Source organism: uncultured Chitinophaga sp. (assembly GCF_937898475.1).
Taxonomy (GTDB): Bacteria; Bacteroidota; Bacteroidia; order Chitinophagales; family Chitinophagaceae; genus Chitinophaga.
In genome coordinates this window covers 208,620-226,557 of sequence record NZ_CALEJS010000039.1, presented here as the reverse complement: position 1 = coordinate 226,557, position 17,938 = coordinate 208,620, and the positions used below count along the sequence as shown (strand labels likewise).

Sequence of the window (17,938 nt, the reverse complement as noted above, 5' to 3'; positions counted from 1 at the left end):
AACAATATTCATTCAACAACTAAAAGATATTCTCATGGCTATTACATCAAGAGCAGCCCTCAAAGCACAGTTCAAAACGGGAAGCGTGCCTACGGCCCAGGATTACTTCAACCTGATAGATTCCGTTCTGGTAAAAAGGGATGATGCATTCTTTGGTAAATGGCAGCCCGGTATCAGCTATCATGAGTCGGATGTAGTGATCTATAATAATGCCTTATACAGCCTGGTGCCGGAGGGAGCCAAACCCTGCGGCTGTGACGACGATGACCAACCGGATCAGACGGATCCTTCCGGGGCCTATTGTTCCATACTGCCGCCCGACCAGGATAAAACACACTGGCAGCTGCTGGAGCTGCAGATCGAAGACGATGACTGGGCCATTATCCGCGCAGCAAAAGACAGCGGTGAACTGGATATCATGTATGCCAAGGTATTTGGCAAAATAGGGATGGGCACAGAACAGCCGGCGGCACGGGTACATATACACGATGACCGCAACAACGGCGATTACCTTTTTGCGCCCGACCAGTCTGCCGCACCGGAATTCATCATCCAGCAATCCGGCGAGGCGCCCCGTCATCTCTCCCAGAGCGTGGCCGAAAACAAGGCGAAGTTCACCACCGATACGGAAGGCTTCCTCTTCCAGCCGGCAATACAGCCTCCGCCGGTGAATGAAGAGGAACTGGTAAAAGAACAAACGCCGGACACTGCTTCCACACCGGTGTTCATTACCTCCCTGCAGGGAAGGGCCGCCACCGGTATTGGTACAGTAACCCCTGAAGCAGCGGTAGATGCCCAGCAGGGGCCTGATGCCAGAGTGCTGCTGGCACCTCTCAAAAAAGATGCACCCGAAATAGCTTTCCTGCACAAAGGCGAATACAACCTGCGCACCTGCTATGTGAACCGCCTGGATGCCGCCAGCACCCAGTTCATTACCAATGCGCCGGAAGGCTTCTATTTCAGAAAAGGGCTGACAGACTGCAACAACTATCCTATAGGCGAGGAATCCGCAGCAGAGACGGTATTGTCTATCAAACCCGATAACAAGATCGGCAAAGTGGGCATCGGGACTGAAACTCCGCATACCCAGCTGGAGGTTACCGACAATATTTCCGGCCGCATACTTGTGAGCCTGGAAAAGATCAACCCCGCTTTCTCTGTTGTGAACCTGCGGCCCAAAGGCGGCAAATCCAACTACCTGACCATCGGCGCTGATAATGATTTCGGTACCCTGATCACCGATTCTCCCGGCGGTTTTGTTTTCCGCAAAGGAGGAGAATATGGGCTGCATGATAACGAGATCAACCTGAACCAGGGAGACGACCTGCTGACCATCAGGCCGGACGGTAAAGTAGGTATCGGCGTATCGCCCCGGCAGTATGAGCTGGATGTATTTGGCAATGCCCGCCTGTTTACCCTTTACCTGGATACTGACCTTAAAAAGGTGCAGGACCCCAAACCGCTGGACAATGTGCTGAACCAGGTAATGAAGCTGAACCCCATTCGCTTCCGCTGGAACAGCAAACGCACCAGCTGCTCTGACAAAGATGAGCAAGTGGGCTTCCTCCCGCATGAAGTGGAGGAAGTATTTCCCGAAGTGGTAAAAACACATGATGACAATACCAAGGCCCTGGCTTATCCCAACCTGGTAGCTGTGCTTACAAAAGCGATACAGCAACAGCAGGAACAGATAGCAGCACTGGAAAAACGCCTGGCACGCCTGGAATCAGGTAACAAGTAATACCCGCCCCATGGAGGATATAAAGATCATAACGACAGAAAAAAACAGCGGCTTCCCGGAGTACATTGATTTTGCAACGCTTCGGCAGGAAGGCATAGATCATATTGCCGCTTTCTCCGGCAAGGTGTGGACAGATCATAACCTGCATGACCCCGGCATTACCATCCTGGAAGCATTGTGCTATGTGCTGACAGACCTGGACTACCGCACCAAGCTGGATTTTAAGGACCTGCTAGCCAGGCAGGGCAATGCAGCGGAAAACAACTTCCTCACCTCTGCACGCATACTGGGTAATAACCCGCTCACCGTAACAGATTACCGCAAGCTACTCATCGATATCAACGGCGTACGCAATGCATGGCTGGAAAAAGCCACGGAAGATGAATATACCCTTAGCTGGAACTGTGAGTCCGGTAAGCTGCAAAACTCCCCCCTGGTGGAAAACCTGCGCAAAGTACCGCTGAATGGCCTTTACAAAGTTTATATCGAGCCGGATGATGTATATAAGTCCGCCTATGTAAAGGATGCCTGCGGCAACGACGTTTTCCCCATTGATGAAGTGTTGCATACCGTGAAAGAACGTCTGCACCGCTACCGCAACCTTTGCGAAGACTTTGCAGAAATAGCGGTGCTGCGGGAAGAGCGCATCAGCCTCTGCCTGCATGTGGAATCCAAACCGGACTATGTTCCGGAAGATCTGCTGGTAGAAATATTCAGCCGCATACAGGACTTCTTTTCTCCGGCGCCGCAGTTCTATACCCTGCAGCAATTGCTGGACAAGGGCCGCAGCATGGAAGAGATCTTTGAAGGTCGCCCCTATGACCTGGAAAATGATACCGTTGTACAGCAAAACGGCTTCATTGATACCCGGGAGCTGGAAGCGCTGGAACGCCACCGCGTTATCTACGCATCTGACCTGTACCGCATTATTATGAGCGTGCCCGGCGTAGCCGGTATTACCCGCCTGATCATGTTCACCGATGCCAATGGAGGTAACCCCAATACCGCATTTGAACTGGGGCAGGAATGGAGCCTTACGCTACAGGACCATCACCGCCCCGTGCTGGATCCTGAGCAATCTACCGTGATCTTCTTCAAAAACAGACTGCCTTTTACGGTGGATCCTCAAAAGGTGAAAGGCCGCTATATCAGGAACATATCGGACTATAATAAATCCGCAAAGAAAGCCGAAGAGCTGGACACGAACATTCCGCAGGGCAGGCAGCTGAACCTGGCGGAATATCGCTCCGTACAATACGAGTTTCCCCGTGTGTACAATATTGGCAAGCATACTGTACCTCCGGACGCACCTGCCGAACGCAAGGCACAGGCGCTGCAGCTGCAGGCCTACCTGCTGTTCTACGATCGCCTGCTGGCAGACTACTTTGCCCAGTTGGCCAACATCCGTCACCTGTTTGCATTATCCCCCGGCAGCGATGCCCCTCCACATACTTACTTCACCGCAGACCTGGCAGGTATTCCACAGCTGCCTGAACTGCTGCGCGGCTACCAGCATGCCGGCGGGGACGGCACACCTTACAGGGGTATGCCCCTGGCGTATGTACCCCGAAGTGACGATCCTTCACAACACCGCTACTACAGCTCTTTATATATACGGGAGGAAGCCATTAACCGCATCCTGAACGCATGCAACAATAATAATATACAACCGCTGGCAGGACAGGATGAGGAAGGCAATTATTATTACTACCTGGAAAGTAACCAGGAAGTGATCCTCCGCGGTATCCAGCACTTCTCCACGAAAAGGGATGCACTGCGCGCCGCCAGGGATGTATTATTCCTGGCAGGCCTGCCTAATTCCTACAGCCGCATCAACGACCGTGAGAACGAGCAGTATAGTTTTGACCTGGTATATACCGACAGTGGTTATACGGAGATGATCACCGCGCTGTACGAAACAGCAGAAGCCTATAACACGCGGAAGGAAAAATTCCTGGATCATTTGCTGGCCCGTTTCTCAGAAGACTTTACCGACTATGTGCTGATGATGTATGCACTGAACGGCAAAAAGAATGATCCGGCCCTGAACATCCGCGACAAAAGCAATTTCCTTTCTGCCTACCCGGCAATCAGCGCATACCGCTCCCGTTCATTCAATTACCTGGAAACGCAGAACGGCTTGCCGGTAAGCGGCTTACAGGAACGGGTTTCAAGGCTGATCGGGATCGAGCACGATCCCTCCGCCTCTCTTAATAATTTCGATATTGTAGCAGTGAGCGATGGCTATATCTTCCGCGCCAAGCTGCCCGGGCAAAGCGATGAAGATACGCCCCTCTTCATCAGCCGCAGCATCTATGCATCTGAAAATGATGCAACAACGGCTTACCAGTTTTTCCTGCACGCGGCCACTGAAAAGAGCTACTATAAAAATTATGGCTGTACAGGCGAGCAGGTGTACGGCTTTTACGTACAACATCTGCATCGCGATAAAGACGGTAAAGAGTGGTGGCTGGATGTATGGCACCCCGTAGAATACACCCATAGCGGGAAGAGAGATGCGATACAGGACTGGATCATACAGTACTTTGCCATGAAGGGAAAGTATACGCAGCTGATACGTTTAAACGAAGGGTATTATTTTCTGCTGCGTGATGATAACGGGCAGCTTTTATTCCGCAGCGTGCAGGGTTATGAAACACCGCAACAGGCTTATACTGCCTGCTTTAACACCCTGGAACTGCTGCAGCAGCATATCAGCTACCGTGTTCGCTACCGTGCCGAAGCAGCCAGCTACCTGGTGGAGATCATTGATCCGCACGCACAGCCTGTCACAGCACTGACCCGTTATCCGCGCGCTTTCAATGATGAGGCCAGCGCGACAAAAGTGATGTTGCAGCTGCAGCAGTTCTACCAGCAGAAATACCTGCTGTACCAGGAAGAATCTGAACGTTCCTCCAGCTGGAAACTGCACTATAAAGGAGCGCCTGCCTGGGAAAGCTTTGCCACCTTCAAACACGGCAACCAGCTACGCCCTGCCTTTATCCAGTTCCTGGAACTGGCGGTTGCAGCAGACAATTACATTCCCGTAAAAAGCGATAAGGACAATTACAGCTTCCAGGTAGTACGCAGGGAAGTGCTGACGGAAGATGATACAGAGCTAAGCGTACAGACCGTAATGGGCATACACCTGCAGGAGTATGCCACGGAAGCGGCCATGCAGCAGGCCATAGCGGAATACGCAGCCTTATTCAGCCAGATATGGCAATCCATCCGGGACACATCCACCCAGGCAGACAGCGCCTACTGGGATCTTTGTAATGCCGACCTGGTATGGGAAGTGGTAAAACATGGTCACTACTTCTTCAGGATAAAAGACAAAGAAGAAGTACTGCTGCAGGAAACCAGGGAGTACAGCAGCCTGGAAGCAGTGCGTAGCGCCTTCTATAAAACGATCCAACTAGGCAGGCGTTTTGAGCACTATCAACCTACTATAACAGATGGCTGTACCTACAGCTTTATAATAGTGAATGAGCAAGCAGCACCGCTGGCGCAGCATCCATCCGTATACTTCAGCGAGCAGGAAAGAGACCTGGCGATACAAAGGGTGATCCGCTTCCTGCAGCAGCACGGCGCTGCGTTGGAGGTAGTACAGCTGCCTGGCGCATGGCGCTATAACTGGCAATGGTTATCCTGCGGCAAGGGCTTTCCTGCAACAGCGCTGGAAGGGCTGGATGAAGTACATGATGAACAGGAAGCCAGAGACAGCCTGACCCAGATGATGGAGCTGGCGGCTAACCCTGCTAATTATGAACACGTGGAGGAAGACGGCGCCTGGCACATATGGCTGCGCAGCGGTGAACAAGGCGGCGGTAACCGCCTGGCCAGACATCCTGGCTCCTACCCCTGCGAGCAGCAGGCGCTCATGGCCATTGAACAGCTGGTAAGCTGGGCGCAGAACGACCTGGATAAACAAACCGGCATGGAGCTGACAAGAGTATTTGCCAGCAGCCATCCCGGACAGGCAGTAACAACACAAGACAGCGGTTTCCGGCTTTGGGACCGCAACTACCGCGTAGCCGCCTATTACCGCCAGTTCAGCTGCGCAGCCGATCGTGATGCGGCATTGCAGGCGCTCTGGCTGCAATACCAGCAACAGGAACCGGCTTATACCGTGATATATACGGAAAAGAACGGCAGCTTTGGCTTCCGCCTGTTTAACCCACAAACAGGCATATACGAATGGGACAGCATTCAATCCTACACTTCGCAGGCTGCAGCTGCAGAGTGCGTATATGAGTTGCTGCAACTGCTGGCTTATACAGGCAACTACTGCCGGCAGGATGAACCTGCCGCCTGCCTGTATACCATCACTATCGGTAAGGTACTGCTGGATATCTACTACGCTGCACAGCGGACACCGGATCCTAATGAGTCCAGGGAGACTACTGACTGGGCGCGTTTGAACGAATTCATTTCCAGTATTCCGCAGGAGAGTGAAATGTTCTACCGCTACACTAATCATGCGGAAGGCTGCGCTTACGGTTTCCGGATGATCAATCACAACCGCTACCGCGTTGCGGCCCACACCGGCTGGTATCACAGCACAGCCAAAAGAGAAGAGACCCGTACTGAACTGCTGGCAGACGTAGCTTGCAAAAGAGAGTTATACAGCTGGATACTGGCTACTGCAGGCGTTAGTACTCCTGCCCCGCAGGAGGCGGCAGCAAAGGATGACGTTAGTTTGCTTCCCTGCTACTTCCCCCATCCTGAACTGATCGACATAAAAAGGTTGTGGCTGAACGCCGACAAGGATATGCCCCTGCAAACGGAATGGGAATTGGTAACAGAAGAACTGCCTTACGAAGCAGGCCTCCTGTACTATTACCAGCTGGTAGAGAAGAATATGGATGGTAAATCCTGTCGCGTGATCTGGCACAGCGTCAACAGATACCCCGATGCCTGCGAAGCAGAAACCGCAGAAGGATTTCTTTACATCTACCTGTTGGAGCTGGCCCGCTCTGCCGCCTCCTACTGGTATAAAAAAGTGCCTAAAGAGGAAAATAAATATACCCTTTCACTCAAAGATATCAGTGGCGAAGTGATAGCAGTAGCGCCGGGCATTATATGTGAAGAAGACCTGGAAAAAGATAAAGCCGCCCGCATGCTGAATGCCATGCTTTACCCCATAATGGAGAACCGCACCGGCTATTCTTTCGAGATCAACAGTGTATGGCAGCAGATGACCGGTGCGGGTGAAGCTACTTACGATTATAAGACCGTATGGCAGGGACTGAATGTATACAGCACACCTGCAGAAGCCTTTACCGCCTTCAGGCGTGCAGCAGAACTGCTGCACGATCTGCGGAATTATCAGCGTGTGGAAGACAGCAACTGCGGACCGTTTGGTATTGAGCTCACAGATCCGGCACAGGTAATTGCCGAACACCCGCTGGCCTACAGTACGCAGGCAGCCAGGGATGCCGCCATAGCAGCTACGCGCAGTGCTATCAATGCAGAAGGATTTCATGTGCTGGAACACATTCTTTTGCGCCCGCAACAGCAGGATCGGGTTTATCATCCGCTTTATCTCAAATGGAATTTGGCCCTGCAGCCTGAAGGAGAAAACCCGGTAGCAATAACGCTGGAGCTGACCGCACGTACCACTTTCGACCAGCCGGGAAAAACGGAGCAGGAAGCATTTGTGGCAGCGCTGAAAGCTACCCTGGCCCAGAATGAAGGGGAGGAAGACGCCATCTACATCGAGGAATATGACAACCGGTATGTTATTACCTGCTGGGACAAACAGCAGGTAATGATTGCCAGCGGCACTGTATATAAACAGGATTCCGAAGAGCATCTTTGCGATATACTGGCTTCACAACTGAGAGGGCTGATCGATGCGGCCAAAGCCAGCGATGTACTGGCAGCGGATATTACAACGGCTGCTACTCCCCTGCTGACCATTTGTCCTGAAGAAGACATCTGCAGGCTGCCGGCACCTGACGCGAACGACCCTAACAGCAGCTATTGCGACACCACTTTTATGGTAGACCCTTACTCTTTCCGGGCTACCGTGGTACTGCCGGGATGGCCACGCCGTTTCCAGTCGTCAAGATTCAGGCAGTTCTTTGAACAAACCCTGCGCAAGGAAGCGCCTGCGCACATACGCCTGCGGATACTTTGGGTAAGCCCGCAGGATATGTACAACTACGAAAAGGCCTGCCTGGCATGGCTGCGGTCATTTGAATGGACCGGCGGCTGCGACTATACACAGCGCCTGCGGGAGCTGACCAGCATTCTGCAGTCAATGAGAACCATTTACCCTGCTACCTCCCTTTTTGATGAAGGCGGTGACGGAGACAGCCAGGTTATTTTATTAGACGAAACATTGTTGGGATTATAAATAATAAAACGCTTTACTAATGATACTTAATTCACCTACCCACTATCCTGTTTTCAAGAAGGGGCAGCCTTTAAGGAGCGATGATCTGAATGACCTGATCAGCTACCTGGAAGCAGAAGAACTGGATACCAGGGTATTTCTTATAGGCACCGGTATCTTCTACGGACTGATGCCCAGCTGGAACGCGAATCAAAAGCAACTGGAATTAACGCCCGGTGCGGGGGTTACTTCTGATGGTTTCCTCCTGGCAAAAGACGGCTTTACCAACCTTGTTTACAAAGGCATACAGGGTGTTAGTAATATTCCCTACAGCGGTGGCAGCATTCCTGTAACGGTACTTACAACCGCCGCTACAGACAATGACAAGCTGGAAAACCTTATTACCCAACAGCAAGCCGTAGTAATGCTGCGCCTGAAGGCAGAGGATACCACTAAATCAGATTGTCTCAGCAGCTATGATAACAACAGTGTACGGAAAGACATCAGCGTAGAAGTGGTACTGGCCCTGCAACAAGACCTGGAGCAGGCCAGCGAACAGTGGCGGGTGCAGCATACCGGCTCTCAGTCAGGAGAAGATCTTTTCATTCACCGTTTTGGATATACCGGCGATCAGGAAGCAGGTGCGACCATCTCCTTCAGCAGCTTTACAGACTGGAAGAAAGTAAAAGACAATTTTGACGCAAGATGCGCCGCAGCGGAGGCCACTATTGCGGCTGTATACAATGACGTATACAATGATTATGCAGAAATACTGGAGGCGGCACTGCCCGCCAATCCCCTGGCTGACATGGCACAGCGGCTAAAGGAGGCAAGACAGCGTATCAATGCAGACGACAATGATCTGTCATGGCAGCTGCCTTACTACTACGACTACCTGAAAGACCTGATCAGTGCCTACCAGGAGTTCTCTTACACCGGGTTTAACACCCTGTACCTTACACCGCTTAAAACGCGTTTTGAAAAATATCTTTCACTGGGCGCCTGCACCGGCGACCAACCGGAAGCGTTCCGCATGGGTCTTTACCGCCCACCCTTTGCAGATGCGGACCGCTCTACCATGGAAAAACTGCGGCTCTTACTGAAACGCATGATCCATATTGGGCAGGTGAGCAATACTATATTCACCGCGAACGGCCAGCTGCCGGGTACTGTCAGCATAACACCCAGCGCCCTGCAGGCAGCAGCATTAAGCCGTAAAGCAATTCCCTTCTACTACCGCGACCGTAACCTGGCAGGAGGCATCAAAAGCCTTTGGAACTATGAAGCCATGCAACAGCAACGTCTGTTCAGCATCCCCGGTGTAGATGATGCCACCGATAAAAAACTGCTGCTGCGGGATATGGACGCCTATCAATTTTTCCGTACGCAAGGCTATATTGGTAAAACCGCCCAGCAGGCGCAGGAAGCAATTATTAAAGCCCGGAACGACCTGCACCTGCCCTTTGATATAAAACTGGTGTTCCTGGGCACTGACGATACAGCTGCCTCCCTCATAGAGGGAGAAAGCGCCTGGTTTTCTGACCTGGGCCTGCTGCTGGAAAAAGTGGTGAACGACATTCGTTGCAGCGCTGAATGTGGAGAAAACTATGAGAACGCTATATTCGAAGGCACGTCTGCCGATATGAACCTTGGCCAGATGTTTGAAGCGCTGGGGCGTTTCTTTAGCGGCGTAAAGCAGGATACCTGGACGCAGTGGGTACGTGAAAAATGTGCGGCTATATGCAGGCCCAACTTACCTGGCATTGCCGCTGCAGCAGCACCTGCCGATACGGAATTTAGCTGTTGCCCCCTGCACCTGAAGATATTGTTTGACCTGTATACAGAATACAGCCGTAGAAAAGCAGAAGTGCTGGAAGAGCTGTTCTTCCACAAATTTGCAGCCAGGCACCCCGGCCTGGAGCACAATGCCGGCGTGCCGAAAGGTGGCACCCTGGTGCTGGTGTGTGCGGCAGCAAATCCCAGCAGCGACAAACACGAAGTGTTCGCTGCCATGCTGCGCAACCTTAAATCGCTGAATGAAGCAGCCAAGGCAACCCTGCTGCTGGAAGCAGCATCCTTGTCAGACTATATCGTAGTGGCAGATTTCTGCCTGCCTTACATCTGCTGTTCCAAAACACCCAGCGTAAAAATAGAATTGCAGCAGGTACAACCGGTGGCTGATTTTGAAATAGTGGGCGAACCAGTAGCATTACCAGAGGAAGCGGGTAAACGATTCAGGTTCCACAACCTTTCCAGCAACGCCACCGTGTACAAATGGGAATTGTTTGACTTCAGGGGCCAGAAAACAGACGAAAAGATCACCAACAACCTGGCAGATGATATTACGTTTGATATGAAGTATGCCGATGGCGTAACCTATCTGGTGCAGCTCACCGCCAGCAGGGGACCGCTGTTCCAGCAGGTGGCCAAGCCAGTGGTTTTCTGTCCCGGCCGGAAAAGCCTGCTGTTGGAAGATGCCAAAGGCAACAACAAGTTCAGCTGGAAGAAAGATACCGAGGTCATTGAACTGCAGCTGAAAACTGCGCCCTACGGCGGAGAATTCTACCTGTATAAGAATACCGGTGGTAATGAGTGGGAATATGTAAGCGATAACTATACCATTCTCTGGCTGGATAACAAGCTGGCGGTTGAGGTGATCTATGACGAGCTGCCCGTGGGCACTTACCGCCTGGATTACGCCTTCCCGCAATGTGATATTACCATTTCATTCAGCATTGCTATTGAAGAAGCAGATAAGCCATCAGACAATACCCGTCTTGTTAATGAAACAACTACTACAGACCCCTCCGCTGATATAACCAAAACCTTCAACCGCCGCCTGCAGCAGTACCGCAAAGCGGTAAGTACTATAGGCGACGAAGATAAGACACTCGCCAAAACAGAGAAGTTCGGCAAAACAGAAGCTTTCCTGCGCTTCAGTGGTAAGCTGCCCGAACTGCATAACCGTTATGCAGACGTGTTGAAATCTTTGCAGACAGGTTTAGGCAATGCAGGAGAGAAACGCCTGCAGCAGGTGTCAGACATGGCCATCTACAGCACCGTCTTTTATCTGGACCGCTTACTGGCAAGCGCGCCCGATACGCAACCGGAGGAAGCGCAAACCCTGCTGCCGGAAGCGGCAGGGTTAATCAGGGGCCAGGCAGACGGTCTCAAACGCCTGCAGGAAGTGTGGGATACCGCTGCTGTAGCTAATGAACAGAACAGCGGATCCATCAAGGTCTATAAATCATTACTGAGCTGATGACCCAGCATCATACCATAGGAAAATTGTCGCTTGAACTGGAACTGCCTTCCAGGCAGAATGCCATGGCCATACAGGAGAAAATAGGCGCTGTTTGTAAGGACAGCCTGGCAGATGCATTGCAGGAACTGCTGGACAGCTGGACAGATACAGGCACCCTGCTGCGTGTAGAGCGACTGGAAATAGACCTGGGCCCATGCACTGCACAGCAGCTGGAAAGGGAACTGCCGGAAAGGATCATATTGTACCTGCGGGAACGTTACCCTGCCCTGCGACAACAGCCATCGCTGGAAACGGGTATGGAGCGCTACCCTATGACCCATGGTTATTTTGACAGCTGGCTGTACTTCCTGGAGTATGGACTGCTGCCGCATACCTCCCCCGTACAGGATACGGTTGCATGGGAAGCGGGTGTGCTGGGAGTACTGGCGACCGACACATCTGCATTGGAAAGATGCAGGCGCGTGCTGGAGACCCAGCCTGCTGCCATCAACAGGATGGTGCTGCAGTTCAGCCGGCAGTTTATCCGGCAATGGATCCAGGCATATGCAGGTCCGGCGCAGCAAGCGGTAATGCAAATGGCAAAAGTATGGGAACATTGTTGTGATGAGGCAGCGTTTATAGCCGAGTTACGAAAGGCGGCAGACATTGCCGGTGTTACGCTGCCATCACTACCAGATAAAAGTATTCTCCAGCGTAGCCTGGATGCGTGGAGCATACGGCAGATCATATCATCATCGCCGGCTCGTGAACCTGCAGCATGGTTAGAACAGCTGATCGCTTTAAGTTTCGGCACAGCACAACTACCTGCATATGTGCATGTCTTACGACAACTGCCATCAATACCCGGCGAGGGCAGTGCATTGATGAAAGCAGCACTGGTGGAACTGCATGACAGACATGTAGCTGCAGCTAAGATCAGTCAGCCGGCAAAACCGGCTGCCCCACAGCCTGATAACAAAGCTGCTGCAACAAAAGACAATAGTGAGGCGGCGCAACGATCAGCAGCAGCCGGCGAAGCAGCTGCTATAGCTGGCGAAGCAACTGATGCTGAACGTACATCAGTAAAGCAGCAAAGGGATAAAGGAGACGCGCGCACTGACCAAACAACAAATGATGCAGTAACACCAGCTGATGCCAGGGAGCCGTTTACAGCAAGTGTAAACGATAATGGCACTGACATTTCAGCAGTAGCACCACCGGTTCAAAGCAGCGATGCTGTGCATGCGCGGCAAACCACCGCAACGGATGCAAAACCGACAGGCACAAACAAAGAAGAGCAACGAAAAAAAACCGGTAGTCCCCCGCAAGGGCTCAGTACCTACATCAATAATGCAGGACTGGTATTACTGCATCCCTATCTGCATATCTTCTTTGATACATTAGGCCTGCTGGAAAAACGTGCTTTCAGGAGCGCTGCCGCACAGTATAAAGCAGTACAGCTGCTGGGGTTCCTGGCCAGCGGCGACACCAATATACCGGAATATGACCTGGTGTTTCCCAAGCTGCTCTGCGGCCTGTTGCCAGAAGACCCGGTAGACCGTTTTGTGGAGCTGACGGCATTTGATAAAACAGAAGCTGATCAGCTGCTGGAAGCGGTGATCAATCATTGGAATGCCCTTGGCGGTACATCTGCAGACGGACTACGCGGCAATTTCCTGATGCGGGAAGGCAAGCTGCAATGGCAGGGAGATGAGTGGAGGCTGCGGGTAACCCAAACCTCCTATGATCTGTTGTTAAACCGTCTTCCCTGGGGCCTCAGCGTAATACGCCTGACCTGGATGCCCTGGGTGCTGAAGACCGAGTGGGCGTAAACAATGAATAGTTAATCCTAAAGAACAATTATAGTGGTAAAAGCCACAGATACAAAAAGCAGTGCGCATCAATCGCAGCAAAGCCAGCAAACGCAGGGGCAGCCTTTCTTTAACAAGGAAGGTGGAGACGTATTTTTTCAGCCTGAAGCGGAACAGGCTACTCCATTCTTTGTTCAGCCTAAATTAAATGTAACCCAGCCAGGTGATGCCCTGGAAGAAGAAGCGGATAGAACGGCGGAAGACCTTGTTCAGCGAAAGCCGATTTTCGACAGTATGGCTGCAGCCGATGAACCCGAAGAAAATATTCAGCGCAAAAGCGAAGAAGAGAAAGAAGCATCCGAACAGGAGCAGTACTTGCAAATGAAGGAAGAACCCGAAAAAAAGGATGATGAGGAACTGCTGCAGCGAAAACCTGTTTTTGACAGTATGGCTGAACCGGCAGAAGAACAAGCAGAAGAGCAGTCCCTTCAGATGAAAGAAGAGCCGGAGAGAAAAGATGATGAAGAACGTTTATTACAGCGGGAAGAATCGCCAGATGCGGTACAGCCGCCCCCGGTACCATCGTCGGCTCAGGCAGCAGCTGCCGCAACGCCTCCCCCCTCCGGATCAGCGCCGTTAACATTTCCCAAAGAAAAGAACCAGGCATTTGATTTCAAGCTGGCGCCACAACAGGAAGGTATGGATTGGTTTTCCATGACACGACCTTTCTCAGCCAGGGGCGCAGAACATTTACAGCCTGGCAGCGCTGATGCAATTAACCAGCGCTGGATGCAGACCTACATGTTAACCCAGGGTTTGTTAGGACCATCCCTCGCTACCCGGGCCGCTAATATGGCAACACCCATGGCTGTGGATAATGCCCTGAAGCGGGATTATCCCACCAGGAGTGAACAAACAGACCAGGCATTGGGCAGCTCGCCGGTAGGCGGTAGTGTTACACTTTTCCAGTTCAAGTTAACCGTCAACACACCGCAGGACAAATACGAGAAAGAAGCCGATGCTGTAGCAGATGAAATTGTACGGCGTGATGCGACTACAGATAAGACCACTCCCACACTAACAGACGGTGCCAGTCTTTTGCCCCGCATATCACGGCTGGACAGCAACGCTCCGGGCAGCGAAAGGAATACCGGGCAAGCGGCACAGCTAAAACCGGGACTGCCTGCAGCAGAAAGAGACACCCGCACAGGATCATCCTCCGTAGAGGAACGCCTGGCGGCCTCGAAGGGAAGTGGCGCTCCATTACCGGATGATACGCGCGTCGCTATGGAAGGCCCTTTGGGCGCTAAACTGGATAATGTACGCGTACATACTGGCAGCAACGCCGTACAAATGAATAAAGACCTGCGCGCACAGGCATTCACAAACGGCAGGGATATTTATTTCAATGAAGGTAAATTTAACCCTGGCAGTGCTGATGGCAAACGCTTACTGGCACACGAACTTACACACGTAGTACAACAAACCGGCGCTGAAGGCAAAGCAACGGAACGCAGCGCAGCACCGGTGGAGGATAAAGCAGCTGTTACTGCAGCTGACAGCAGTAAACCCGCTGCTGGAAAAGAAGCAGTAACAGCAGAACAGCCTGCGGTAAATCAAAAGGCCAATAACCAGCCCGCCACTGAAGGCAGCGCGGATGGTAGCGCAGATGGAGCAGGTGTCAACGGCGAAACTGCAGTAATGGCGCCTGCACCGGAATCACCGGCTGCAGCAAGCGCAATAGCCGCCCTACCCGGCGCTAAAGCCGGAGGCAGTGGAATAGATAAAGGCCCCGAGCTGGCAGTAGATGCCTCAAAGGTAGCACCCATGCCTTCTTTTGAAGAACTCCTGGGCAGTGTACCGGATGAGGAACCTGCCAGTGCAGCAGAACAAACCGGATCGGCTACTGGTGAGGATCTGACCCCACCTCCTGAAGAAAATAACGGAGGAGAAGCTCTCAACATTCAACGCCAGCAAGAGGATGGCGAAGAAGGCAATTTCATGCCGGAAATGCAGGCAAGCGAAACAGCCGCCGACTCAGAAGAAGAAGCCGGGCCACAGTCTGTATTCAGCGCGGATGGCATTATACAACAGATCAGCGCACACGCCCAGGCCAGGCAGCAACAGGTGCAGCAGGAAGCAGATGCAGTGAAAGCAGATGCTATACTGCAGGGCAACCTTTTAAGGAATACGCTCCTGGGCATCGTCGAGGAAAAAAGGAATACATTGCGGGCAAACTTCGCAGCCCGCCGTGTGGCACTGGAAACAACCATCACAACAGCAGACGGGCAGATAACAGAACGGCTTACCCAACGTACCGCCAGCGTTGAAATGGCCGGCCAATCCAGTAAAGACCGGCTGACAGCAATATTTGCAGATCACGAAACAAACTTAGATACCCTGGCAGAAGACAAGGTGACGGAAGTAGAAGACATGACCACTACCAGCCAGGAAACCGTCAATAACAGGGTAACCGAACAAGTGGCTGCTGCAAGAACACAAGGCGCCCAAAAAGCGGCTTCCTTTCCCTCAGATGAAAGAGGGATGGAACAGCGAAATGCCGCAATTGGAGTGGCTAATGAAACAGCCAGGGAAATTGAATCGAAAAGACCGGAGCTGCTGGACGCTATCGCAGAACTGACGGCCGACATTCCCGCCTCCTTTGTAGAGCAGGCTACGGAAGCAAAGAGCGGCCTGGCAGATACCTTGCAGGAACTGCATGATAATGTAGACGACCAGGTAGCAGATGCCATCAGCACCCTGGAAGATCAGGCAGACCAGGCGCGCGACCTGCTGCAGCAACAGGCGGAAAGCGCCAGGGAACAGCTGGACAACCAGGAACAGCAGGTGATGGACCAGCTGGATCAATATGCCCTGCAGGTAGAAGACCAGGTGACCAGCGGCGTAGATGAAGCAATAGCGCAAACAGATGCAGCACTTCCTGATGTGATCACCCAATTGCAGCAGATAGAAGCAGAATCTACCGCCACACTGTCTGCAGTGGAAGATCCTGACCCGGCCGCAGCACAGGACTTTGGCAACGAAGTGATGGCCTACCTTAGCCAGGTAGCTGATACTGCTATAGGCGGCTTCCGGGAAACAGCGGCTGTACTGAGCGGAACATTTGCAGAAAAGGTGGGCACTACCCAGCAGGCGCTGAACAACATGGAAGCAGATGTTGAAACCCAGCTGCAGCAATTTGATGAAGGCGTAGATACAAGTATAGAGGAGCTGCTGCAAAACCTGGATACTTCATTTGATGATATCACAACCGGGCTGGCAGAATCCTTCAGCGAATCTGAATCCAGCGCTGAAACAGAACTGCAAACATCCTATACAGACCTGGAATCAGCTTTCAATGAGACCATCTCAGAGACCCGCACCAAAATTGACGAAGCAGTTAACGAAGGATTAGCGAAAAATGATGAAGCGCTTGCCGGGCTGGGTGCCAAAATGCAGGAAGCCGCCGATGATGCCGCATGGGATTATGATCATCCGGTATTGTCTACCATCCGCGACGTGGGCATGTTCATCGTCGGAGTGATCGCAGCACTGGTAGTGCTGATTGCTGTAGCCATCGTGGTGGTACTGGCATTTAAGGCTATCGTAGCCGGGCTTATATTCCTGGGATTATCTGCTGCCGTAGCTGAATTTATCGTGGCATTAGCAGCCATCGCACTGATCGCATACGGTGTATACGAAGCTTACCAGGCCCGGATGGAAAGAGGCGCCGCCGGCGGATGGGGCACATTCGGAATGGCCCTGCTGGACACCATTGGCGTAACTGATATCTATAATGCCTTTGCACAAGACGGTTTGTCACCATTCCAGCGCGGCTGGCTGTTTGGGGAAGGTGTATTTAAGTTCGTTACCACTATCCTGATGGTAAGGGGCGCCTGGAAATTTGTAAGATCGGGCGGTTTAAGGAATGCATGGCAAGGTTTGTTCAGAAGAAGACCGTTCAGATGGGGAGGCTTCGGCAGAAGGGCCAGGGCGATCGGTAGATGGGCCAGGAGCGGTATCCGTTCTGTGGGAAGGATGATAGGCAGCGCCGGAAGAAGCATCGCAAGGGGATTGCGCTCAGCCGGAAGAGCCATCCGCGACTTCTTCAGAGATCCGCTAAACAGGAGAGACACCCGTGGCAGGTCACCGGCACGCAGGTTGGACACCGGCGCCAAAACCGGAGAACCCGCAACTCCGGAAACTATCAGGCAAGGCACTGTAGCGATGGAAGACCACCCGCAGTATGCTGAGCTGATGGCCGAAGTAAGAAATAAAGGATTTGAGGTCAGAGAAATACCCGGAGACCCGCATGTATCTGTAGTGGAAGTGGTGAATGAGGCGGGCGAAGTGATAAGGGTTGAAAAAGTGCTGTTTGTGCGCAGGGGAATGCGCTTCCTGGATCTTGAACACGAAGTGGGCCATATCCGCCAGGTAACAGAAAGGTTTGGAGCAGATAAGGTACTCCCGACAGAAAGGGTCATGGAATATCCCGATGGCAGAAGAAAAGTGCTGACATCCGGAGAGTTTATGACCGAATGGCAAAACCCTATTGTAGAATACCATAACAGGCTGGTTGAATTTATCCGGCTGGCGGAACGCGGAGCGGATGAATCACTATTGAGAGAACATGCAAGGGGAGTGGCAGAATGGAGACAGGCATACTGGAATAAAGGACTGAAGGGAGGAAGAAGCCCATCGCGGAGAGAGTGGACCAACACCCACTTCGGCGATATAGGCGAGCTGCAGACGCGATACAACCAGCTTGGAGGCTCGGGATATGAACGATAAATTGTAAA

The 17,938-nt window shown here is 52.2% G+C and carries 5 protein-coding genes; all 5 read left to right on the top strand.

Annotated elements, in window-relative coordinates:
* The first annotated feature begins 34 nt into the window (after positions 1-34).
* The 5 genes from Q0577_RS22830 to Q0577_RS22810 are packed head-to-tail and all read left to right on the top strand — an operon-like array spanning position 35 to position 17,930.
* Complete coding sequence (locus Q0577_RS22830) at positions 35-1,741, top strand: tail fiber domain-containing protein (RefSeq protein WP_298740415.1); 1,707 nt, start codon at positions 35-37, stop codon at positions 1,739-1,741.
* A 10-nt stretch (positions 1,742-1,751) separates the two neighbouring features.
* Positions 1,752-8,105 (top strand): hypothetical protein, encoded by a 6,354-nt coding sequence (locus tag Q0577_RS22825; RefSeq protein ID WP_298740414.1) that lies wholly within the window; start codon positions 1,752-1,754, stop codon positions 8,103-8,105.
* Between the two features lie 19 nt (positions 8,106-8,124).
* On the top strand, positions 8,125-11,346 hold the full coding sequence (locus Q0577_RS22820) for a hypothetical protein (RefSeq protein WP_298740412.1): 3,222 nt from the start codon (positions 8,125-8,127) through the stop codon (positions 11,344-11,346).
* Positions 11,346-13,160, top strand: coding sequence for a contractile injection system tape measure protein (locus tag Q0577_RS22815; protein ID WP_298740411.1), 1,815 nt, complete (start codon positions 11,346-11,348; stop codon positions 13,158-13,160). The genes Q0577_RS22820 and Q0577_RS22815 overlap by 1 nt, the downstream gene beginning before the upstream one ends.
* 33 nt (positions 13,161-13,193) lie before the next feature.
* Positions 13,194-17,930, top strand: coding sequence for a DUF4157 domain-containing protein (locus Q0577_RS22810; protein WP_298740410.1), 4,737 nt, complete (start codon positions 13,194-13,196; stop codon positions 17,928-17,930).
* The last annotated feature ends 8 nt before the right edge of the window (positions 17,931-17,938 follow it).

What these genes read in the sequence shown, in the direction of transcription:
- Q0577_RS22815 (WP_298740411.1), top strand. Translation starts at nt 11,346, where the DNA reads ATGACCCAGCATCATACCATAGGAAAATTGTCGCTTGAACTGGAACTG.
- Q0577_RS22820 (WP_298740412.1), top strand. Translation starts at nt 8,125, where the DNA reads ATGATACTTAATTCACCTACCCACTATCCTGTTTTCAAGAAGGGGCAG.
- Q0577_RS22830 (WP_298740415.1), top strand. Translation starts at nt 35, where the DNA reads ATGGCTATTACATCAAGAGCAGCCCTCAAAGCACAGTTCAAAACGGGA.
- Q0577_RS22825 (WP_298740414.1), top strand. Translation starts at nt 1,752, where the DNA reads ATGGAGGATATAAAGATCATAACGACAGAAAAAAACAGCGGCTTCCCG.